Source organism: Arthrobacter sp. Rue61a, from assembly GCF_000294695.2.
In the GTDB taxonomy this organism is placed as follows: domain Bacteria; phylum Actinomycetota; class Actinomycetes; order Actinomycetales; family Micrococcaceae; genus Arthrobacter; species Arthrobacter aurescens_A.
On record NC_018531.1, the window covers coordinates 3,054,578 to 3,076,587 of the forward strand.

Sequence of the window (22,010 nt, forward strand, 5' to 3'; positions counted from 1 at the left end):
CACTGTTTCTTGGAGTCCCACAAGAGCAGGCTTGAGACATGGAAATCTTCGGAATCATCCTCTTCATCGTCCTCATCACCGCCGTCGCAGCTACCGTTTCAGCCCTGTTGAAGGATGGACGCGGGCACAACCCGCCCATCAATTCCAAGGAACCCTGGAGCGCCTTCGACGCTCCGAGCAGCCCGTACTGGAACCCCCGCATCTACTAGGGGCATGCCAAGCGACTGCAAGGTCCACCAAGCCAATCCAACCGACGCCCGTACGTTCACGGAATTCTGCAGGATTCCCCTGAACGGCGGGCGTCCCTATGTCTGCCCGACGCCCACCCGGGACGCCCATGGGCTAGATTCACTTGCATGATTCAAACGTCTGCCCGGCTCCTCCAGCTGCTGTCACTGTTGCAGGTGCGACGCGAATGGACGGGCCCGGCACTCGCTGATCGGATGGGCGTGACCGAGCGGACCGTCCGACGCGACATCGACAAGCTACGGAACCTTGGCTACCCCATCCACGCCTCCCCCGGGATCGCGGGCGGTTACCAGCTTGGTGCCGGCGCGCAGCTTCCCCCGCTGCTGCTGGATGACAATGAGGCCTTGGCTGTCGCCCTCGGTTTGAGTTCGGTAGCCGCCGGCCCGGTGGCAGGCATCGGCGAGGCATCCGTCCGCGCTCTGGCAAAGCTGGAGCAGGTCCTGCCGTCCCGGCTGCGCCCGAAGTTCGCCATGCTGAAAGCGGCCGTCACTACCCTTCCCAGCAATGCGGCCACCGTAGATCCTGAACAACTGACCGTCGTCTCGGCCGCGATATCGGACCGGCGCCAAATCACCTTTGACTACGTCAAGTCCGACGGCGAGTCAGCACGGCGGCTGGTGGAGCCCTACCGATTGGTGGACACGGGGCGTCGCTGGTACTTGGTGGCGTGGGATGTTGATCGGGAGGACTGGCGGACGTTCCGGGCCGACCGCCTCGCTTCCCTGCCGTCGGAACGAAAAAGATACACGCCCAGGCCCCTGCCCGCGGAAGACCTGGCAGCGTACGTCCAACAGTCGATCACCCGTTCGCCTTACAGATTCGACGTCGTGGTGCGGCTTCACGCGCCGCTGGGCGAGGTGGCCGCCGTCGTCAATTCCCAGTACGCGACGCTAACAGCCGACGGGCCGGAAGCCACCATCCTGCGGTCCGGATGGGATAACCTGGCTGCCCCGGCCGCCTATCTGGCCGCGCTGGACATGGACTTCGAGATCCTCGAGCCTGTTGAATTCACGACCTACGCCATGGAACTCGCGCACCGGCTGAGTGCGGCAGCCGGGACTGTGACGGACACAGCGGACGCCGAACCCCAGCCACAGTAGACTGACAGCAGCCATGACACTTCATATTTCCTACCCCGCAGAGCTGCCCGTATCCGAGCGCCGCGAGGATCTGATGGCGGCCATCGCCGCAAACCAGGTGACCATCATTGCCGGTGAGACCGGTTCGGGTAAGACCACGCAGATCCCCAAGATGTGCCTCGAACTTGGCCTTGGAGACAAAGGCCTGATCGGGCATACCCAGCCACGCCGGTTGGCGGCCCGCACAGTAGCCGAACGCATCGCGTCTGAACTCGATGTAGAGATCGGCCAGGAGGTGGGCTTCCAGGTCCGCTTCACCGGTGAGGTCAGCGCTTCCACCAAGATCAAGCTGATGACCGACGGCATCCTCCTCGCGGAGATCCAGCGGGACAAACTGCTCCGGAAATACAGCACCATCATCATCGACGAGGCCCACGAGCGCAGCCTCAACATCGACTTCATCCTGGGCTACCTCAAACGCATCCTCCCCCAGCGCCCGGACCTCAAGGTCATCATCACCTCGGCCACCATCGATCCCCAACGCTTCGCCAAGCACTTCGGGAGCGAGGAAGATCCAGCGCCGATCATCGAGGTCTCCGGACGAACTTACCCGGTAGAGATCCGGTACAGGCCGTTGTCCCAACCCGCCGGCGGGGAGGAAGATACCTCGGACGACGAACTTGAAGAGGACCGCGATCCCCTGGACGCCGTATGCGATGCCGTGGACGAGCTCGCCAAGGAAGCACCCGGCGACATCCTCGTCTTCTTTTCCGGTGAGCGTGAAATCAGGGATGCTGCCGAGGCCATCAACGGCCGCATCCAAACGAACCGGCGCCTTGCCGGGACGGAAGTCCTGCCCCTTTTTGCCCGATTGAGCCTGCAAGAGCAGCACAGGGTGTTCAACCCCGGCGGAAAACGACGCATCATCCTTGCCACCAACGTCGCCGAAACGTCGCTGACCGTGCCGGGTATCAAGTACGTGATCGATACCGGCACCGCCCGCATCTCGCGGTACTCGCACCGGACCAAAGTCCAGCGGCTGCCCATCGAGCGAGTCTCCCAGGCCTCGGCAAACCAGCGCTCGGGCCGCTGTGGGCGCGTGTCCGAGGGCATCGCCATCCGTTTGTACTCGGAAGAGGACTTCGAGTCGCGTCCGCAGTTCACGGATCCGGAGATCCTCCGGACCAATCTCGCTGCGGTCATCCTGCAGATGACCGCCATGGGCGTTGCGCGCGGCCCCAAGGATGTAGAGAACTTCCCCTTCGTGGAACCGCCGGACTCGCGTGCTATCAACGACGGCGTCACGCTCCTGCGCGAACTCGGCGCTTTGAGTTCGCCCAAGGCCGGTGACGTGCAGGGTAACGGTCGCAGTGGCAGTGGCCTGACCGCCGTCGGGCAGAAACTTGCCCAGCTGCCGGTGGATCCGCGGCTGGGCCGGATGATCGTGGAGGCCGGCAGACGCGGCTGCGTACGCGAAGTCATGATCCTGGCCGCAGCACTGACCATCCAGGACCCCCGCGAACGGCCCACGGACAAGCAGCAGCTTGCCGCGGAAAAGCATGCACGCTTCCGGGATGAGTTGTCGGACTTCACCGGCTTCCTTAACCTGTGGAACTACATCCAGGAAAAGCAGCGCGAACTCTCCTCAACCCAGTTCCGCAAGCTGTGCCGCAACGAATTCATCAACTACCTGCGTGTTCGTGAGTGGCAGGACCTTTTCACCCAGCTTCGGCAGATGGCCAAACCTCTTGGCATTGTGTTGGACAACAAACGCGAAGCTGATCCCGTAGGCAACTACGAGGGCATCCACATCAGCCTGCTCTCCGGATTGCTGAGCCACATCGGTCTCCTGGATGAGCGCAAGCGCGAATACGCCGGTGCACGCGGCAGCCGCTTCGCGATCTTCCCCGGCTCTGCGCTGTTCAAGAAATCCCCGGCGTTCGTGATGGCGGCCGAGCTCGTGGAAACCAGCCGGTTGTGGGCGCGTGTTGCTGCCAAGTTCGATCCTTTGTGGGCCGAGCAAGTCGCCCCGGACCTGGTGAAGAGGTCGTACAGCGGACCTCATTGGTCTTCGCGGCAAGGCGCCGTCATGGCCCATGAGAAGGTGACGCTGTACGGCGTGCCGATTATTCCTAACCGCCGGGTCAACTACGGGCGCATCGATCCCGAGCTCTCCCGGGAAATGTTCATTCGCCATGCCTTGGTGGAGGGCGAGTGGAAAACACACCATAAGTTCTTCCATCGCAACCGTGCCCTGCTCCAGGAAATCGAAGAACTCGAAACCCGCATGAGGCGGCGGGACATCCTGGTGGACGACCAGACGCTGTTCGACTTCTATGACGCACGCGTGGGCAAAGAGGTGGTCTCCGAGAGGCACTTTGATAAGTGGTGGAAGGATGCCCGCCACACGGATCCCGCTCTCCTGGACTTCGACCAATCGTTGTTGATGAGCGAAGACGCCGAGGCGCTGGACGACTCCGCATACCCGAAGAGCTGGCTGCACAAGGGATTCGAACTCCCGTTGAGCTACGAGTTCCATCCCGTGGCGCCCGGTTCGGCCCCTAATCCATCCGACGGTGTTACCGCTGAAGTCCCGGTGCTGTTCCTGAACCAACTGGACGATGCCCCGTTCCGCTGGCAAATTCCGGGGCAACGTGTAGAGCTGGTGACGGCGCTGATCAAGTCGCTACCCAAGCAAATACGGAAGAACTTTGTGCCTGCCCCGGACGTTGCACGGCAAGCAACCGCAGCGCTGGAAGCAGATTTCGACCCCGCCACCGATGAACTGGAGCCGTCCTTGGAACTGGTCCTTCGCCGGCTCCGCGGACACGTCATTCCTCCAGGCTCGTGGAACTGGGACGCGGTACCGCCTCACTTGCGCGTGAGCTTCAAGGTGGTGGACAGCAAGGGCAAGGTGCTTGACGAAGGAAAGGACCTTGCTGAACTCCAGGAGAAGCTGGCGCCGGCAACGCGCCGCGCCATCGCCGAATCGCTCGGCGCCACACCCGCGACGACGTCACGCGCCAAGGGCGGCAAGGGAACCGGCACGTCGGGCCCACCCAACGGTCAAACGCCAGCCCCGGGCGCAACGCCCGCAGGCGATGGAATTGTTGCCGAACGCGGCGGCATCACCACGTGGGACTTCGGCACGGTGGAGCGCCAGGTTACCCGGACGGTCAAGGGCCACGCCGTCACCGGGTTCCCGGCGATCGTGGACGAAGGAAAGTCCGTGGCACTCCGGGTATTTCAGACCCGCCCGGAGCAGGAGGCCGCCATGCGTGGCGGCGTCATACGATTGCTTGCCCTGCGGATCCCGCCACCCGACCGTTACGTGCTGGAGCACCTCAGTAACACGGAGAAGCTGACGTTTAGCCAGAACCCGCACGGATCCGTGAGCGCACTCATCGCGGACTGCGCACTGGCAGCCATCGACAAACTGGTTCCGCAGGATCTGCCATGGGACAAGGAGGCGTTCGATGCGTTGTACGAGGTAGTCCGCGCAGAACTGATCGATACCGTGTTCACAGTGACGGCCGTCGTCGAACGTGTCCTGGCCAGCACCCGCAGGATCCAGAAAGAGCTCAAGTCCAATGCAAGCCTGCCGCTGATCAGTGCCCTCAACGATATGAAGAGCCAGCTGGAGCAGTTGGTCTTTCCTGGCTTTGTGGCACAGACGGGCTATGCGCAGCTCAGCCAACTGCCGCGGTACCTTCAGGGCATCGAGAAACGGCTGCAAAAGCTCCCTGGCAACGTCCAACGGGACAGCTTGAACATGGCGATCATTCAGGCGCTGGAGGATGACTACGATGACGCTGTTTCTGCTCTCCTTCCGGGGCGCAGGGCGGGCACCGAGTTAACCCGCGTGCGCTGGATGATCGAAGAACTGCGGGTGAGCCTCTTTGCGGTGGAGCTCGGCACGGCCTACTCGGTGTCGGAGAAGCGGATCCGCACGGTGCTGAACCAGGCCCTGGCACCCGCATAACCGCACCCGCATTGCCATGAAAAACCCGGCGGCGCTTATTAGCACCGCCGGGTTAAGTCGTGTAGGAGTCAGTCCTCGGGGACAGCGTCCCCGTGGCCCGCTTCCCGGAGCGCCGCACGGAGCTTCACTGCCGTGGCCTCCATGACCGCGGGATCCGGGTTGTGGTCCACGTTGTGAATTTCAAAGTCTGCCGTGGAGTAGGCAGGCCACACATGAACATGCAGGTGGTCCACCTCGAAGCCTTCCATCAGGACGCCCACACGCTTGGCATCAAACAAATCCTCCTGCACCTTGCCGATGCGCTGGGCCACGTCCATGACCTTGGCCAGCAATTCGGGACTAGCATGCGTCCATGAGTCAACCTCATCACGCGGCACCACCAGGGTGTGCCCTTGGGTGATGGGCGAAATGGTCAGGAACGCAACCACGTCCTGGTCCTTCCACACAAAGCGGCCCGGGATTTCCCCATTGATGATCTTGGTGAACAGTGTGCTCATGCGTCTGCCCTTTCGGATGGTTCCTGAAGAGTTGCTGTGTCCAGTACGAAACGGTACTTCACGTCGCCGGCCACCATGCGGTCGTAGGCTTCATTGAGTTGCTCCGCAGCGACAACCTCGATGTCGCTCACCACTCCGTGTTCCGCACAGAAGTCCAGCATTTCCTGCGTCTCCTCGATGCCACCAATCAACGAACCCGCATAGGCGAGTCGACGGCGGATGAGCAACCCGGGGCTGACCGGCGGCATGTCGTCAGCGGGAAGTCCCAACTGGAAGAGGGCCCCGTCCAGGCGAAGGGTCCGGAAGTAGGGGTTGAGATCGTGGGGCGCGGCCACTGTGTCGATAATGACGTCAATGCTCCGGTTAGCGGCCTCCATGGCGTCCGCATCCTTGGACAGGACCACGTGGTCGGCGCCGAGTGCCCGGGCAGCGTCGAACTTGGATTCGGAGGTGGTGAAAACGGTGACGTCGGCGCCCATGGCCTTGGCGATCTTGACAGCCATATGCCCCAGACCACCCAAGCCCACCACTCCCACGGAGTCGCCTTCTTCCACATCGAAATACCGGAGCGGCGAATAGGTGGTGATGCCGGCGCACAGCAACGGTGCGGCCGCCGCGGCGTCCAAAGCATCCGGGACGCGCAGTACGAAGCGCCTGTCCACCACCACCGACGTCGAATACCCGCCTTGGGTGACCGAGTCGCCGTTTCGCGGATCTACAGCACCGTACGTGCCGATGTTGCCCCGCTCGCAGTACTGTTCCAATCCATCAAGACAGCTCTCGCATTCTCGGCATGAGTCCACCAAGCAGCCGACACCTACGCGGTCGCCGGGAGCGAAGTCCTGCACCGCGCCGCCTACACGGGTGACGCGACCTACGATCTCATGGCCGGGGACCAGCGGGTAGGGAGGAACCCGCCATTCACCGCGCGTTGCGTGCACATCCGAGTGGCACAGTCCGCAGAACTCAATGGCAATCTCCACGTCATCCTCTTTAGGTGCGCGGCGGGCCACCGTCAGGGGTACCAAACCACTGTCCGGAGACGTCGCGCCGTAGGCGGCCGCCATCGTGCTTCCGGTCCTGGATTCACTGGTGTCCAAAGTAATGGGCTTGGCAAGGGGCGGGGGCACAGGGCGTCCGGGAGTCATGCTCCGACGCTACTCCCGGCAGCCGTGCTTGTGCCACTTGGGTGGCCACCGGCTCCTTCAAAAGGCTCGCTGCCCACAGCGACGTCGTTGGCATCATTGTTGGACCATTGCGAGAACGATCCCGGGAACAACGCCGCACGGTAACCGGCGATCTCCAAGGCGGCGATCTCATGGGATGCCGTCACTCCGGAACCGCAATACACCGCAACATTGGACGAGGTGCCCAGACCCAACTCCTCAAAGCGCCGCCGCAACTCCTCCACCGGCAGGAACATGCCCTCGGCCGTGAAGTTCCCTGTGGTCGGCGCGCTCAGTGCGCCCGGGATATGCCCGGCCCTGGGGTCAATCGGCTCCACTTCACCGCGGTACCGCTCCCCCGCCCGGGCATCCAGCAACACGCCCCTGCGGTGCCACTGTGCCGCCTCACTCTCGGAAATGACCGGCATGCGGCCCTCGCCCAACGTGACATTCCCGACGGCGGGACTCACCTCGCCGGTCTCCACCCCGTAACCGTTCGCGCGCCAGGCTGCCAAGCCGCCGTCGAGCAGGTAGACAGCGTCAACGCCGGCGTTCCGCAGCATCCACCAAACACGTGCTGCGGCCATGTTGCCGCTGTTGTCGTACGCGACGATCGTGTCGCCGTCGTTGATCCCCCACCTTCGCGCGGAGTCCTGAAAGTGGTCGCGGGTTGGCAGTGGGTGGCGGCCCAGCCCGGGCTGCGCGTGGTCGGCCAGCTCTGTGGGGAGGTCCACGAAAACGGCGCCTGGAAGGTGGGCCGTCAGATAGTCAAGGTGACCGTCAGTACGGCCCAGGACCCAGCGGACATCCAGGAGTACGGTCCGCTCCCCGGTTTCGAGTCGCTGGTGCAGTGCTGACGCACTTATCAACGTGGCCATGGTTCTCCTTCGTTCTTGCGGCGACGGTCAGGCATCCGGTCTTCCTGCACAGGCTCTGTTGCTGCCGGTGCCCGAATTCCAGCCTAGGCTTATCCGGTGAGCAATTCGTGTATTCAGGACAGGGCATGGGCCAGTGAGGCCATCCGCAAGATCGAGGCAGAGAACAGCCGCTCGGCCGACACCCATCTTTACGCGGTTCCACTCCCGGAGCACTGGGGCGTCCAGCTGTACCTGAAAGACGAGTCAACGCATAGATCCGGCAGCCTCAAGCACCGCCTGGCACGATCTTTGTTCCTGTACGGCCTGGTCAACGGCTGGATCACGGAAGGCACCACCATTGTGGAAGCCTCCAGCGGCAGCACGGCCGTTTCCGAGGCCTATTTCGCCCGGCTCATTGGATTGCCTTTCATCGCGGTGATGACAAAGACCACCAGCCCCGAGAAGATCGCCCTGATCGAGGAGTTCGGCGGCGCTTGCCTGCTGGTCGACCACGCGTCCGAGGTCTATGCCGTGGCCGAAGAGACTGCCAGGACGTCCGGTGGTTACTACATGGACCAGTTCACCTACGCCGAGCGGGCGACGGACTGGCGCGGCAACAACAACATCGCGGAATCGATCTTCGAACAACTCTCTTTGGAAGAACACCCGGTTCCGGACTGGATCGTGGTGGGTGCAGGCACCGGCGGTACCAGCGCCACTATTGGCCGCTACCTGCGGTACAACCGCTACAACACCCGCCTGGCCGTGGTGGATCCCGAAAACTCGGCTTTCTACCCGGCGTGGCGCGACGGAGACGCGGCTGCGGCCACGGGCCTGCCCTCCAGGATCGAGGGCATCGGCCGGCCTCGCTCTGAGCCCAGCTTCGTGCCGGCGGTCATCGACCATATGATCCAAGTGCCCGACGCCGCATCCGTTGCCGCCATGCGGCACCTCCGGAAACTCACCGGCCTCCATGCGGGCCCCTCAACCGGCACCAACCTGTGGGGCGTCTGGCAGTTGGTGGCCGGGATGGTGGCTGAGGGCCGCAAAGGCAGCATCGTTTCACTCATGTGCGACGCCGGCGACCGCTATGCGGGCAGCTACAACGACGCCGGGTGGCTGGCCGCGCACGGCCTGGATCCCGCACCGCACGAAGCAGTTCTGGAGCGCTTTCACAACACCGGGGTGTGGACCGCCTAGACCTCCACGGACTCCATGGGCGCCAGTCGCACGTAAGCGGTGCCATAGCGGGCCCCGATCCGGGTGACATGCCCCTCCACGATGCCGCGTCCCAATTCGTTGAGCAGCCCGTCGTGGACCGGGAAAGCCTTGGGTGCACGGACGGAAATCACGAAGTCCACCACTTCACCCACTTTGGACCACGGTGCATGGATGGGGACCAAGAGGGTCTGGACGTTGATCCCGTCAGGGACAACGAACGAATCCCCCGGGTGGAATACGTTGTCATCCACCAGATAGCCGATGTTCGCTACCACCGGGATCTGTGCGTGGATGACGGCATGTTGTCCACCGAAGGTCCGGATACTGAACCCTGCCGCGTCAAAGGCGGAGTTGGGCTCTACGGTATGCACGCGGTCGGAGACATCGCCGTTTTCCTTCAGCGCAGCAGCCACCCCGGCCGGGGCGTGGACCTCAAGCGCGGTGTTGCTCCGCAGGGCTGCTGTCACCGCGGGACGGTCGATGTGGTCGTTATGCTCGTGCGTCACAAGTACAGCGTGGGCCCCGCTCAGCGCTTCCTCTGCTTCAGAGAAAGTCCCGGGATCGATCACCAGGACCTTTCCCTCTTTCTCCAACCGGACACAGGCATGGGTGTACTTGGTGAGCTTCATGGAGACAGCCTAGGGGCGCCCGCTGACAGTTTCCAAGCTTCCCGTACTGGTAAAATTGGGCTTTGCCAGCATCCCCAGGGAAGTGAGTCTTTCAATGCCACAAGGCACCAGTTCCGCCACGACCGGCAATGAAGCGCCGGCCACCAGCGGCGTCAAGGAGCAGCGCGTCACCAAGCAACGCTTGGCCGTCAGCGCAGCCTTGGATGAATTGGATGACTTCGTCAGCACCCAGGAGCTGTACCGGCTTTTGCAGAACAAAGGCATCTCCGTGTCGTTGGCCACTGCGTACCGCATCCTGCAGTCCTTGGCTGACGACGGACTCATTGATGTCCTCCGGAACGGTGATGGTGAAGCCGTCTACCGCCGGTGTGCAGTCACCGGACACCACCACCACCTGCTCTGCCGCAACTGCGGCAAGGCAGAAGAAGTGGAGGCACCCGCCGTCGAGACCTGGGCCGCCCGCACGGCAACTGAACACGGCTTCACCGAGGTTGCCCACACAGTGGAAATCTTTGGGCTATGCCCCGAATGCACGGCCAAAAAAGCAGCCGGCAAGCTCTAGAGCGCACCGGCCGGCTGGTCCCGTGACACCCGGCCGTTGAGGCCCCTGTTGGCGCGGACCCTGCCGATGATCCGGCACACCACGTAAATCAGGAAGGACAGCGTGGTGACGTAAGGGCTGATGGGGATGCGACTGCCCAAAGCCAAGAGAATTCCGCCCACTGTGGCCGTCATCGCGAAAAGCACACTCAACAACACCACCAAACGCGGCGATGTAGTCACCCTCAGCGCAGCAGCTGCAGGGGTGATCAGTAAGGCGAGGACCAAGAGTGCGCCAACAATCTGGATGGACAGGGCCACGCTGACCCCCAAAAGCACCATGAAGCCGATGGCCAGTCCCCGGACAGGAACGCCTCTGGCCTCAGCCATCTCCGGGTCTACGCTGGCAAAGCTCAGTGGCCGCCATATTGCCGCCAGCGCTGCCATCACTACCACGGCGGTGCCGGCCAAAACTTGCAGCTGAACCGAGTCCACGGACACAATCTGACCGGTCAGCAAGCCGAACTTGTTCGCTGCGCGCCCCTCATACAGAGCAAGGAACAAGATCCCCAGGCCCAGGCCGAATGGCATGATCACACCGATGATCGAGTTCTTGTCCCGCGCCCGGACTCCCATGAAACCAAGAAGCACAGCGGCAGCCACCGAGCCGATCAAGGAACCGAAAATGATGTCGGCACCGATCAACAGGGCAAACGCTGCGCCGGCGAAGGACAGCTCGGAGATGCCGTGAACAGCGAATGCAAGGTCCCGCTTCATGACGAACGTACCAACCAGTCCGCCCAGCAAGCCGAGAACAGCTCCCGCCCAGATGGAATTCTGGACAAGGACCAGCAACTCACCATAGTTCTCGAAGTTGAAAATGGTCTGCAGGATGCTCTCAAGATCCATCTAGAACTCCTCCCCTGCGGTGGCGTGGGCATCGTCATGGAAGTGCGTGGTTGCGTCGGGAAGACCGACGACGACGATCCTTCCGTTGGTGTGGATGACCTCCACATGGCTGTCGTACAACTCGGAAAGAACTTCCGTGGTCATCACTTCCTGGGGCGTCCCTACCCGGAACTGGCCGCCGGCAAGGTAGAGGACCCGGTCCACGTAGTCGATCACAGGGTTGATCTCGTGGGTCACGAAGACCACAGCGCTGTTCCGCTCGTGGCATTGCTTGTTGATCAGCGCACTGACCCCCTGCTGATGGTGCAAATCGAGGGACAGCAATGGTTCATCGCAGAGGAGAACCTGAGGTTCGGTGGCCAGCGCCTGTGCAACCCTGAGCCGTTGTTGCTCGCCCCCGGACAATTGCCCTACCGGCACCTTGGCATAGTCTGAGGCACCCACCTGCTCCAACAGCGCGTCGATCCGCTGGTTGACGTTGCCGGATGCGAATCGCATTCCCCAGCGGTGACCGTCAATACCCAGGCCCACCAGGTCGCGGGCCCTAAGAGGGGTGTCCGGCGCAAACGACTTTTGCTGCGGTATGTAGCCGATCCGCTTGCTGCCGCGTTCCACCGGGTGGCCACCTAACGACACGGTCCCGGAGTGGAGTTCCTGCAATCCGAGAAGGACTTTCAGGAAGCTCGTCTTGCCACTCCCGTTGGGTCCCAGCACAGCAAAGAACTCGCCCGGGTTGATGTCGAGGTCGAGATCCCGCCAGAGTGTCCTCTTGCCGAACTGCAGGCGGGCTCCGCGGAGGCTCACTACCGGTGTCAAAAGTTGTCCTCGATCCGTGCGCTCCGTGGAACGCAGTTGTTGTGCCGCTGGTGTTGGCGGGTGTGGTGGTGGCAGGCAAAAGGCCCCGCAGCCATCCTGAATATCTTAGGACGCCTACGGGGCCCTTCACCGCAATTGGGTTCCGGGAACGCTACTTCTTGAGTGCTGTCGAAATGGATTCCACGTTGTCCGTCATCCACTGGAGGTAGTCTTTCCCGTCAGGCAGCGTCTCAGTGAAGTTCACTACCGGCACGCCGGCGGTGTCCGCGGCCCGTTTGACGGCCTCGGTCTGGGGCCCTTCCGTCTGCTGGTTGTAGGCCAGGAACCGGACAGACTTGGCACTGACAAGGTCAGTGGTTTCCTTCAACACAGCTGCCGGGACATCGGTTTCCTCTTCGATGGCGGCACTGTATGCCTCAGGGGTCTTGTTTTCCAGGCCGGCTGCTTCCAGCAGGTACAGGGGAACAGGCTCAGTGACCGCCACCGGGGCGTGATCGTTGGCCGCCTTGACGGCAGCGAGTTGTCCGTTGAGTTCAGCGAGCTTCGCTTTAAAGGTGTCCGCATTGGCCGTGAAAGTGGATGCGGACCCCGCGTCCAAGGTGCCCAACTTTACGGCCACTGCATCGGCGAGCTTGCCCATCGCGTCCAGGCTGTACCAGACGTGCTCGTTGAAGTCACCGTGGTCGTGCGCGTGCTCGTCTTCACTGTGGGCCTCGGCGCTCTTGGATTCCGTGCCATGGCCTTCCTCTTCGGGCGCAAGCCCTGAGATCTCCACAGCACTGATCATGTTCTCGTGTCCGACCTTGGTCTCGTCGGCAATTTTGTGAAGGAACTCGTCGTAGCCTCCGCCGTTCTCCACCACGAGCTTCGCCTTGGAGATCACCAACTTGTCCTGGGCGCTTGCCTCGTACGAGTGCGGGTCCTGGCTTGTCTTGGTGATGATGGCACTCACGTTGACTTTATCCCCGCCAATGGCCTTCACAACGTCTCCGTAGACGTTCGTGGAGGTGACTACCTCAATAGCACCGGATGACGATGCATTGTTGGCTCCAGCCGTACCGGCGCAGGAAGAAAGCATGAGGGCGGCAAGAGCTGCTGAAGCTGCCACGGACAGGCGGGCGGCGGAACGACGCACGAGGACCTCGGATCTACTCAAAATGAGAATCAAACACAATTACTGGCAGATTCCAGTGTAACCCCTAGTTTGGAATGATTCCTATTTAGACAAGTCTGGCGCCGACCTAGGGGGTCGACGCCAGCCTGATCCATTGCTTGCTACTGCACTTGGTGACCACCGTAGCGGCGAATGCCGGTTGCCTGGGTGGCATCCCGGATCTCACCGACCAACTGTTCGATGACGTCCTCCAGGAACAGGACACCCTGAGTTTCGCCGGCTGCGCCGACAACACGGGCAAGGTGCGAACCCGTACGTTGCATGACGGACATTGCCTGCTCGATCTCGTCATCAGGCGCAAGGTTGGCCAACGACCGGATGCGGCCCTCGGCGATGGGATGCCGCCGGCCCTCGTCCGGAATGGACAGTATGTCCTTCACGTGCAGGTATCCGGCGAGTTCGCCGTCGTCGTCCACCATCGGGAACCGGGAGAAACCGGTGCGGCTGACCGCCTTTTCCAAGTCCACCGGAGTGGAAGCAGTCTTCAGCACCACCAGCTTGTCCAAAGGAACCATGATGTGCGAGGCCGTATGCTCCGAGAACTCCAAAGCGCCGCTCAGCAGGCCCGTTTCGTCATCCACCAAACCGTGGCGCGTGGATTCCTGAACAATCGACTGCACCTCCTCAAGCGTGAACGAAGAGGACACTTCATCCTTGGGCTCGATCTTCATCAGCCGCAGGATGTGGTTGGCCAACCAGTTCAGGGTCCAGATAATCGGGTTCACCACACGGGCGATGAACATCAGCGGCGGGGCCAACAGCAGGGCGGCTTTGTCCGCAACGGAAACCGAGATGTTCTTGGGGACCATCTCGCCAAAGGTGACGTGCAGGAACGTGACGAACAGCAGCGCGATGGCAAAAGCGATGATGTCTGCCAGTTCAACCGGAACACCAACCAGCTCCAATGGCTCAGCCAACAGATGGTGGATCGCGGGCTCGGCAACTTGGAGGATCAAGAGTGAGCAAACAGTGATACCCAGCTGGGCGCAAGCGAGCATCAGCGAGACGTTTTCCATGGCGCGCAGTGTTGTTTGCGCGCGCTTGGACCCGGCTTCGGCAAGTGGCTCAATCTGGCTGCGACGCGCCGACATGACCGCGAACTCGGCACCCACAAAGAAGGCGTTGCCAATCAGGAGCACCACGAGCCAGACAATTCCTACCCAGTCACTCATACGGCACCTGCTTCGCGACGCGTGCTTCCGGTATCCACGGGTGATGATTCGTCCGACTCCACGTGATGGAAACAGATCCTGTCGATCCTTCGGCCGTCCATCCGGGTGACGGTCAGCGTCCCGCCGACGGTATCCACCACATCACCTGTCCTGGCAATACGGCCAAGCTGGCTCATGACGTACCCGCCCACGGTCTCGTAGGCAGATTCATCAGGAACGGTCAGGTTGGGAATCTGCTCAGACACTTCGTCCGGCCTCAACAAGCCCGGGAAGTACCAGTCCCCGGACGCGCTCTGCAGCACTCCCGGCCGGACCTTGTCATGCTCATCGGCGACTTCGCCGACGATCTCTTCCACGAGGTCCTCAAGGGTGGTGATGCCCGCGGTGCCGCCGTATTCATCCAGCACGACGGCGAGTTGGAGGTTGCCCTCGCGCAATTCAGCAAGGAGTGCGTCCAAATGAATAGTCTCTGGAACCTGCAGCACGTCAGTCATGATCGCGCCTGCCTCAAGCTTGGCCCGACGCTCCGCAGGAACGGCCACCGCCTTCTTGATGTGAACCACGCCGCGGATATCGTCCGTGGAATCCCCAATGACAGGGAACCGGGAATATCCGGTTCTGCGCGCGGCATCCAGGACGTCGGAGACGGGCTGGTCGGCGTCGATCGTTTCCATGCGGATGCGGGGCGTCATGACGTCCGCCGCCGTGCGCCCGGAAAAGTTCAGGGTACGGGCAACGAAGTTGGCCGTACCGGCATCCAACGTCCCCAGCTCCGCCGAGCGCCGCACCAAAGATGCAAGCTCCGCAGGGGTCCTCGCCCCCGAGATCTCTTCCTTGGCTTCGAGGCCGAACAGGTTCAGCACCTTGTTCGAGAATCCATTCAGCACCACGATGGCCGGCTTGAAAACAGCCGTAAACATCAGCTGGGGGCGCGCCAGGCGTTTGCCCAAAGGAAAAGCGAGGGCAATGGCCATGTTCTTGGGGACCAACTCGCCCAGAAGCATCGAAAGGAGCGTGGCGAACGCCATGGCAACAATCAACGCGACCGAATGCGCCACCTCAGGGGCGAGGCCCAGCAGGCCGAAGGGCCCAACAAGCAGCTGCCCGACAGAGGGCTCCATCACAAAACCTGTCAACAAAGTGGTCAGCGTGATGCCCAACTGGCAACTGGAGAGCTGTGTGGAGAGCGACTTAAGGCACTTCAGCAGCGGGGCGGCAGCGTGGTCGCCGTTGTCGACTGCACGCTGAACGCTTGCTTGGTCCAAGGCAACAAGGGGAAACTCAACTGCTACAAAAAAGCCGGTGCCAAGAATCAAAGCAAAGCCGGCAAGGAGAAGAATCCATTCCACCTAGTGCATCACTCCAAGAGTGGGCGCGTGCAAGGGTGAAGAAGCCTTTGGCTCGGGGATTCTCCCCGGCGGAGGCTGGTCGGGTCCCGCGGACGCATGGTCTGCGGCACCACCGGCTGTGAGCGCCGGCGCGTGATGGGCATGTGAACGGGTATTGCCGGCTCGACGGGCACGCTGTGCGGGTTTGCCAGATTGGCTCCCCCGACAGTTCCCAGGCCGGCACCTAGATTTACTGTCCATAAGAACTTCAGTCTACAGTCCGCCCGGCCACGGGCGCTTCGCCGGCGTCACGTACGCTTCAAGAAGAAGGCCATGCCCAATACGTCAGCCGCAACATGATTTAGGTCACCACTATTGGCAGTTAACCAACGATCCTAACTAGACTGACATGGGTCTGAGTTCGCGGGACCCGGACCCTGGCCCACCGTTGTGGAGAGCATCTGTGGCCAGCGGGAAAACAACACTCATGGAAGAGGCGTATTTCAAGTGCCAGAGCAGCCCAGCCACCGTCTACCAGAGGAATTTGGCGGAAACGAGTGGCTCGTTGACGAACTGTACGAGCGGTACCAACAGGACAAGAATTCGGTCGACGCCAAATGGTGGCCACTCTTCGAGTCCTTTGCTTCCGGTGACGGCACTTCTTCCAACGGATCCTCCGCAGCCGCATCGGCTGCCAATCCCCCTACCCAAGTACTTCCCGTGGTAGCTCCGGCAGCACCGGCACCGACGCCGGCCGCTCCCGCCGCTGCCCCGGAGGCTGCACCGGCGGCGCCCGCCCCGGCGAAAAAGGCACCCGCCACGGTTGCCCGGGACGGAGCAAAGAAGCCCGCCGCCGGCACCACGGCCCAGCCCATTCCGGCACAGCTCCCCAAGAGCACCAAGGCTCCTACAGCACCTGAGGAAGACGTCGTTTCAGTCCTCCGCGGTCCTGCCAAGGCTATTGCCACCAACATGGTGACCAGCCTTGAAGTGCCCACTGCCACGAGCGTCCGGGCAGTTCCTGCCAAGCTGCTCATCGATAACCGAGTGGTCATCAACTCCAACCTTGCCCGCGCCCGCGGTGGCAAGGTGTCGTTCACGCACCTCATCGGATATGCGGTTGTCCGCGCGCTCTCCCAGTTCCCGTCGATGAACGTCTACTACGACGAGATCGACGGAAAGCCGAGCGCCGTTCAGCCCGCCCACGTCAACTTCGGCATCGCCATTGACATGCCCAAGCCCGATGGCACCCGCCTCCTGATGGTTCCGAACATCAAGAAGGCCGAGACCATGGACTTCGCCGAGTTCTGGCACACCTACGAGGACCTCATCAAGCGCGCCCGCAACGGCAAGCTGACCGCTGACGACCACGCAGGTACTACGGTCTCCCTCACCAACCCCGGTGGAATCGGTACGGTCCACTCGGTACCGCGCCTTTCCAAGGGCCAGGCGGCCATCATCGGCGTCGGCGCCCTTGACTACCCTGCTGAGTTCCAGGGCGCGAGCGAGAAGATCATCGCCCAGAACGCCATCAGCAAGATCCTCACCCTGACCTCCACCTATGACCACCGCGTCATCCAGGGCGCAGGCAGCGGCGAGTTCCTCAAGCTTGTCCACCAGCTCCTCCTCGGTGCGCAGAACTTCTACGACGAAATCTTCGAAGCCCTGCGCATTCCGTACGAGCCCGTGCGCTGGAGCCCGGACCTCCAGGTTGATCCTGCAGACGAGATCAACAAGGTAGCCCGCATCCAGCAGCTGATCCACTCCTACCGCGTGCGTGGCCACCTCATGGCCGACACCGATCCTTTGGAGTACGTACAGCGCAAGCACCCTGACCTGGACGTCCTCACCTATGGCCTGACCCTCTGGGACCTGGACCGCGAATGGCCCACCGGCGGGTTCGGTGGCAAGCCGCAGCTCAAGTTCCGAGACATCCTCGGCGTGCTCCGCGACGCCTACTGCCGCACCACGGGCATCGAGTACATGCACATCCAGGAGCCGGCAGAACGCAAGTGGTTCCAGGACCAGTTGGAGCACCCGTACTCCAAGCCGAGCCGTGAAGAGCAGTTGCGCATCGTCTCCAAGCTCAACGCTGCAGAGGCTTTCGAAACCTTCCTGCAGACTAAGTTCGTTGGCCAGAAGCGCTTCTCCCTTGAGGGTGGCGAGTCGCTGATTCCGCTGCTCGACGCCGTCATTTCCGACGCAGCCGACGACGGCTTGGACGAAGTTGCCATCGGCATGGCCCACCGTGGCCGCCTTAACGTGCTGACCAACATCGCAGGCAAGACCTACGCACAGGTCTTCCGCGAATTCGAGGGCACCCAGGACCCCCGCTCGGTCCAGGGCTCCGGTGACGTCAAGTACCACCTCGGCACGGAGGGTACTTTCACCTCGGACAACGGCAAGCAGACCAAGGTCTACCTCGCCGCCAACCCGTCCCACCTGGAAGCTGTTGACTCCGTCCTCGAAGGCATCGTCCGCGCCAAGCAGGACCGTCTGGACCAGGGCGAGTCCTTCCCTGTCCTGCCCATCATGGTCCACGGTGACGCAGCCTTCGCAGGCCAGGGTGTTGTTGCTGAAACCCTCAACCTCTCCCAGCTGCGTGGCTACCGCACCGGCGGTACCATCCACGTGATCGTCAACAACCAGGTTGGCTTCACCACCGCGCCGTCGTCATCGCGCTCGTCCACGTACTCCACGGACGTTGCCAAGATGATCCAGGCACCGGTGTTCCACGTGAACGGCGACGACCCCGAAGCCGTGGTGCGCGTTGCGCAGCTCGCCTACGAGTTCCGTCAGCGTTTCCACAAGGACGTTGTCATCGACATGGTCTGCTACCGCCGTCGCGGCCACAACGAAGGCGACGACCCCTCGATGACCCAGCCGCTCATGTACAACCTGATCGAAGCCAAGCGCTCCGTTCGCAAGTTGTACACCGAGTCGCTCATCGGCCGCGGAGACATTACCGAGGAAGAAGCTGAGCAGCTGCTCCGCGACTACCAGGAGCGCCTTGAGCGCGTCTTCGCTGAGACGCACGCTGCACAGACTTCACCGATCCCGATCATCACGGCGGACTCCGCTGCTGTCTCGGACATCGAGCGTCCCATTGCGCAGCAGGCTGACTTCGGGACCAACTCCCCTGCCTCCACTGCGATTTCCGCCGAAACCCTTGCCCGCATCGGCAAGGCGCACCTGGAAATTCCGGATGGCTTCACCGTTCACTCCAAGCTCAAGCAGCTCCTTGAGAAGCGTGAGCAGATGTCCCGTGAAGGCGGCATCGACTGGGGCTTCGGCGAGATCGCAGCCTTTGGCTCCCTGATCATGGAAGGCGTACCCGTACGCCTGGCTGGCCAGGACTCCCGCCGCGGAACGTTCGTCCAGCGTCACGCCGTGTTCCACGACCGCGCCAACGGCAACGAATGGCTGCCACTGGGCAACCTTTCCGACGACCAAGCCAAGTTGTGGATCTACGACTCCCTGTTGTCCGAATACGCGGCCATGGGCTTCGAATACGGCTACTCGGTGGAGCGTCCGGATGCCTTGGTCCTCTGGGAGGCCCAGTTCGGTGACTTCGTCAACGGCGCCCAAACCATCATTGACGAGTTCATTTCCTCGGCTGAACAGAAGTGGGGCCAGCGCTCCTCGCTGGTTCTCATGCTGCCGCATGGTTACGAAGGCCAGGGTCCGGACCACTCGTCGGCACGCATCGAGCGCTTCCTGCAGATGTGCGCCGAGGACAACATGATCGTGGCCAACCCCACCACGGCCGCCTCGCACTTCCACCTGTTGCGCCGCCAGGCTTACAGCCGTCCGCGGAAGCCGTTGATCATCTTCACACCCAAGCAGCTGCTCCGCCTCAAGGGTGCGGCTTCGGCCGTGGAAGACTTCACCACCGGCGGCTTCAAGCCGGTCATTGCTGATCCGGAAGTACAGCCTGCCAATGTGGACCGCGTCATCCTGGTCTCAGGCCGTTTGTACTACGACCTCCTGTCCAACCGTCAGAAGTCCGGCGACACTTCGACTGCGATCATCCGCGTAGAGCAGCTGTACCCGCTGCCCAAGGCTGAGATTGACGCCGAACTCGCCAAGTACCCGAACGCTGACATCGTTTGGGCACAGGACGAGCCCGCCAACCAGGGTCCGTGGCCGTTCATGGGCCTGAACCTGGCACCGGAGCTTGATCGCAAGCTTCGTCTCGTGTCGCGTCCGGCTTCGGCATCCACCGCTGCCGGTTCCATGAAGCGCCACGCTGCTGAACAGGACGCCCTGATCAAGCAGGCGTTCGAACGCAAGTAAACGAAACTGCCCGGCCTGAGGAGCGATGAACGCGCCTCAGGCCGGGCAGTTCTGTTTAATGGGACAGGTACCCGGTTCCCAAACCGGCCGATGATTCGGAAACCGTGCAAGGACCGTAACGAGTGTGAAGAGGTAACCGTGGAAGACAGGAAGCTGCGCATCGCAGCTGTAGGAGATGAACTGCTCGCGGGTCTGGGGGATCCCCGCGCATTGGGTTGGCTCGGAAGAGTGCTGGCCCGCACGCCCCAGGACTCCGTTGTGGTGGAAAGTTTCCCGCTCCCCTGCCCCATGGAAGGCACTGAGGGCCTCGCCGCCCGCTGGCAGGACGAGGCCGGCAGGCGCTTCAGCGACACGCATGAGAATCGATTGGTGATCGGTCTTTCGGGGCGCGACCTCGAGTTTGGCCTATCCACGGCGCGCAGCCGTTTGAATCTTGCCAACATCCTGGACGGCGCTTCGCACAGCAGCGTGGAAGTCTTTGTGGTGGGCCCGCCCCCCACGCTTGATCCCGCCCGCAACAAACGGCTTGCTGAACTGAACACTGCCTTCGCTGATGTCACCACGCGACGAAACCACCACTACGTTGACACGTTCTCCCCCTTGCTCAATCATGAGCAGTGGAGGACGGACCTCGCAGCCAATGGGGGAACACCGGGCCAGGCCGGCTACGGATTAATTGCGTGGCTTGTCCTGCACCGCGGCTGGTTCCAGTGGCTTAATATCGCACAACCGGAGTAGCCATGACACGGATCGTGAAGGTTTCTGTCAGAGCACCATTCACCGCGGCCATTGTTGCCGCAGTGGTAGCCACAGTTTCCTGCAGTTCCGGTCCGCCCTCTCCTTCAGCGACGTCGCCAACAGCAACGCCCACGGCTTCGTCATCAACGATTTCGTCATCAACATCCTCGCCATCAACGGCCACGGTTGCGTTGCAGCCATTCGACGCCGGAACCCTGCGCGCCGACTTCGAGCGGACCGCGAAGGAAGTCCTTGTCCCTGGGGCGGTGATGTTGTTGGTGACCCCCGAAGGGACCCTCACGGCTTCTTACGGCACTGGTGTCCGCGACGCCCAGCGCGCAGTATCCACCGAGGACCATATCCGGGTGGGCTCCGTCACCAAGACCTGGACCACAACTGCCATTCTGCAGATGGTCCAGGAGGGCAAGCTTTCCTTGGACGATCCGGTGTCCCGGCACCGGCCCGACGTTCCCAACGGGGACAACATCACTATCGATCAGCTGCTGACCATGCGGAGCGGGCTGTTCAACTACACGGAAACCCTCGAGCTCAATTCGGCCATGGACACGGACCCGCAAAGGGCTTGGCAACCGGACGAACTTCTAGCCCTGGCCTACAAACACCCACCGTACTTTGCGCCTGGCCAGGGTTTCCATTACTCCAACACCAACACGGTCCTGCTGGGCCTCATCGCCGAAAAGATCGCCGGGAAACCGTTGGGGCAACTGTTCAAGGAACGCATCTTTGAGCCGCTGGGCATGACGGGAACAGTGTTCCCCGACATCGCGTCGAACAGTATTCCCGAACCCCATCCCCAGGGCTACTTCTTCGGGGACAACGTCATGACCATGACGAATCCCGCACTCCCGGAGGCCATGCAGCAGGAAGCCAACGCCGGCACGCTCGCACCCAACGACGTCACTGACGTCAATCCATCGTGGGCTTGGGCAGCGGGTTCGGGGATCTCCACGGCCACTGATCTGAAGACTCTTGGGGAGGCCCTTGTCAACGGAAAGCTCCTGAACGCTGAACTGCAACAAAAGCGGCTTGAGACCGTCACGCCCACGAACCCGGACGACCCGCGCAGTGCCTCGTATGGTTTGGGGATCGCGAAGTTCGGTAATCTCTACGGCCACACCGGAGAACTTCCAGGCTTCAACACTTTCATGGGCAGCGATCCTGCGAATTCCGTCACGTTGGTGGTGTGGACCAATTTGGCGCCCGCTGCCGACGGCCGCGATCCCGCGGTAATCATCGCCCGCTCGCTCATCGGCAAGATTTACAGGTCATAGCCCTGACCTGCCGTCCGGCATTAGTCAACAAACCATTGCCTCCTGGCTAGACGCGATATATCGTG

The 22,010-nt window shown here is 62.1% G+C and carries 18 protein-coding genes; 8 read left to right on the top strand and 10 right to left on the bottom strand.

Annotated elements, in window-relative coordinates:
• The first annotated feature begins 38 nt into the window (after window positions 1-38).
• The 3 genes from ARUE_RS24485 (at window position 39) to hrpA (ending at window position 5,310) form a co-directional block, all read left to right on the top strand.
• On the top strand, window positions 39-209 hold the full coding sequence (locus tag ARUE_RS24485) for a hypothetical protein (protein WP_014922190.1): 171 nt from the start codon (window positions 39-41) through the stop codon (window positions 207-209).
• Window positions 210-356: 147 nt separating this feature from the next.
• Window positions 357-1,349, top strand: coding sequence for a helix-turn-helix transcriptional regulator (locus tag ARUE_RS13905; protein WP_014922191.1), 993 nt, complete (start codon window positions 357-359; stop codon window positions 1,347-1,349).
• 13 nt (window positions 1,350-1,362) lie between these two features.
• The gene (gene hrpA / locus ARUE_RS13910; RefSeq protein WP_014922192.1) at window positions 1,363-5,310 is read left to right on the top strand and encodes an ATP-dependent RNA helicase HrpA; all 3,948 of its coding nucleotides are present in this window, start codon (window positions 1,363-1,365) and stop codon (window positions 5,308-5,310) included.
• Window positions 5,311-5,378: 68 nt separating this feature from the next.
• Here hrpA and ARUE_RS13915 read toward each other — a convergent pair whose 3' ends face one another.
• From ARUE_RS13915 to ARUE_RS13925, 3 genes are read right to left on the bottom strand one after another with little or no spacing between them, the layout of a single operon-like run.
• Window positions 5,379-5,807, bottom strand: a complete 429-nt coding sequence (locus tag ARUE_RS13915; protein ID WP_011775284.1) for an HIT family protein — start codon at window positions 5,805-5,807, stop codon at window positions 5,379-5,381.
• On the bottom strand, window positions 5,804-6,955 hold the full coding sequence (locus tag ARUE_RS13920) for an NAD(P)-dependent alcohol dehydrogenase (RefSeq protein ID WP_014922193.1): 1,152 nt from the start codon (window positions 6,953-6,955) through the stop codon (window positions 5,804-5,806). The genes ARUE_RS13915 and ARUE_RS13920 overlap by 4 nt, the downstream gene beginning before the upstream one ends.
• Window positions 6,952-7,851, bottom strand: coding sequence for a sulfurtransferase (locus ARUE_RS13925; protein ID WP_014922194.1), 900 nt, complete (start codon window positions 7,849-7,851; stop codon window positions 6,952-6,954). The genes ARUE_RS13920 and ARUE_RS13925 overlap by 4 nt, the downstream gene beginning before the upstream one ends.
• Before the next feature lie 96 nt (window positions 7,852-7,947).
• Here ARUE_RS13925 and cds1 point away from each other — a divergent pair, with 96 nt between their 5' ends.
• Entirely contained in the window at window positions 7,948-9,030 is a 1,083-nt protein-coding gene (gene cds1 / locus ARUE_RS13930; protein ID WP_014922195.1) for an L-cysteine desulfhydrase Cds1, read from the top strand.
• Here cds1 and ARUE_RS13935 read toward each other — a convergent pair.
• Complete coding sequence (locus ARUE_RS13935; protein ID WP_011775288.1) at window positions 9,027-9,680, bottom strand: MBL fold metallo-hydrolase; 654 nt, start codon at window positions 9,678-9,680, stop codon at window positions 9,027-9,029. The genes cds1 and ARUE_RS13935 overlap by 4 nt on opposite strands.
• Before the next feature lie 94 nt (window positions 9,681-9,774).
• On the opposite strand from ARUE_RS13935, the gene ARUE_RS13940 reads away from it, so the two are divergent.
• Complete coding sequence (locus tag ARUE_RS13940; RefSeq protein WP_014922196.1) at window positions 9,775-10,242, top strand: Fur family transcriptional regulator; 468 nt, start codon at window positions 9,775-9,777, stop codon at window positions 10,240-10,242.
• Here ARUE_RS13940 and ARUE_RS13945 read toward each other — a convergent pair.
• From ARUE_RS13945 to ARUE_RS13965, 5 genes are all read right to left on the bottom strand, one after another.
• Window positions 10,239-11,129, bottom strand: coding sequence for a metal ABC transporter permease (locus ARUE_RS13945; RefSeq protein WP_014922197.1), 891 nt, complete (start codon window positions 11,127-11,129; stop codon window positions 10,239-10,241). The genes ARUE_RS13940 and ARUE_RS13945 overlap by 4 nt on opposite strands.
• Window positions 11,130-11,945, bottom strand: coding sequence for a metal ABC transporter ATP-binding protein (locus ARUE_RS13950; RefSeq protein WP_011775291.1), 816 nt, complete (start codon window positions 11,943-11,945; stop codon window positions 11,130-11,132).
• 151 nt (window positions 11,946-12,096) lie between these two features.
• Window positions 12,097-13,113, bottom strand: coding sequence for a metal ABC transporter solute-binding protein, Zn/Mn family (locus ARUE_RS13955; RefSeq protein WP_014922199.1), 1,017 nt, complete (start codon window positions 13,111-13,113; stop codon window positions 12,097-12,099).
• 107 nt (window positions 13,114-13,220) lie between these two features.
• Window positions 13,221-14,291 (bottom strand): hemolysin family protein, encoded by a 1,071-nt coding sequence (locus ARUE_RS13960; protein WP_011775293.1) that lies wholly within the window; start codon window positions 14,289-14,291, stop codon window positions 13,221-13,223.
• Window positions 14,288-15,640, bottom strand: coding sequence for a hemolysin family protein (locus ARUE_RS13965; RefSeq protein ID WP_014922200.1), 1,353 nt, complete (start codon window positions 15,638-15,640; stop codon window positions 14,288-14,290). Before ARUE_RS13965 ends, ARUE_RS13960 begins: the two co-directional genes overlap by 4 nt.
• A gap of 486 nt (window positions 15,641-16,126) precedes the next feature.
• Between ARUE_RS13965 and ARUE_RS13970 the strand changes: the two genes are divergently transcribed.
• Together ARUE_RS13970 and ARUE_RS13975 are read left to right on the top strand one after the other, a co-directional pair.
• Window positions 16,127-19,915 (top strand): multifunctional oxoglutarate decarboxylase/oxoglutarate dehydrogenase thiamine pyrophosphate-binding subunit/dihydrolipoyllysine-residue succinyltransferase subunit, encoded by a 3,789-nt coding sequence (locus tag ARUE_RS13970; RefSeq protein ID WP_014922201.1) that lies wholly within the window; start codon window positions 16,127-16,129, stop codon window positions 19,913-19,915.
• A 90-nt stretch (window positions 19,916-20,005) separates the two neighbouring features.
• Complete coding sequence (locus ARUE_RS13975) at window positions 20,006-20,653, top strand: GDSL-type esterase/lipase family protein (protein WP_011775296.1); 648 nt, start codon at window positions 20,006-20,008, stop codon at window positions 20,651-20,653.
• Here ARUE_RS13975 and ARUE_RS24710 read toward each other — a convergent pair.
• Window positions 20,631-20,837 (bottom strand): hypothetical protein, encoded by a 207-nt coding sequence (locus ARUE_RS24710; protein WP_238324325.1) that lies wholly within the window; start codon window positions 20,835-20,837, stop codon window positions 20,631-20,633. The genes ARUE_RS13975 and ARUE_RS24710 overlap by 23 nt on opposite strands.
• A 7-nt stretch (window positions 20,838-20,844) precedes the next feature.
• Here ARUE_RS24710 and ARUE_RS13980 point away from each other — a divergent pair, with 7 nt between their 5' ends.
• On the top strand, window positions 20,845-21,945 hold the full coding sequence (locus ARUE_RS13980; RefSeq protein WP_286139752.1) for a serine hydrolase domain-containing protein: 1,101 nt from the start codon (window positions 20,845-20,847) through the stop codon (window positions 21,943-21,945).
• Window positions 21,946-22,010 lie beyond the last annotated feature (65 nt).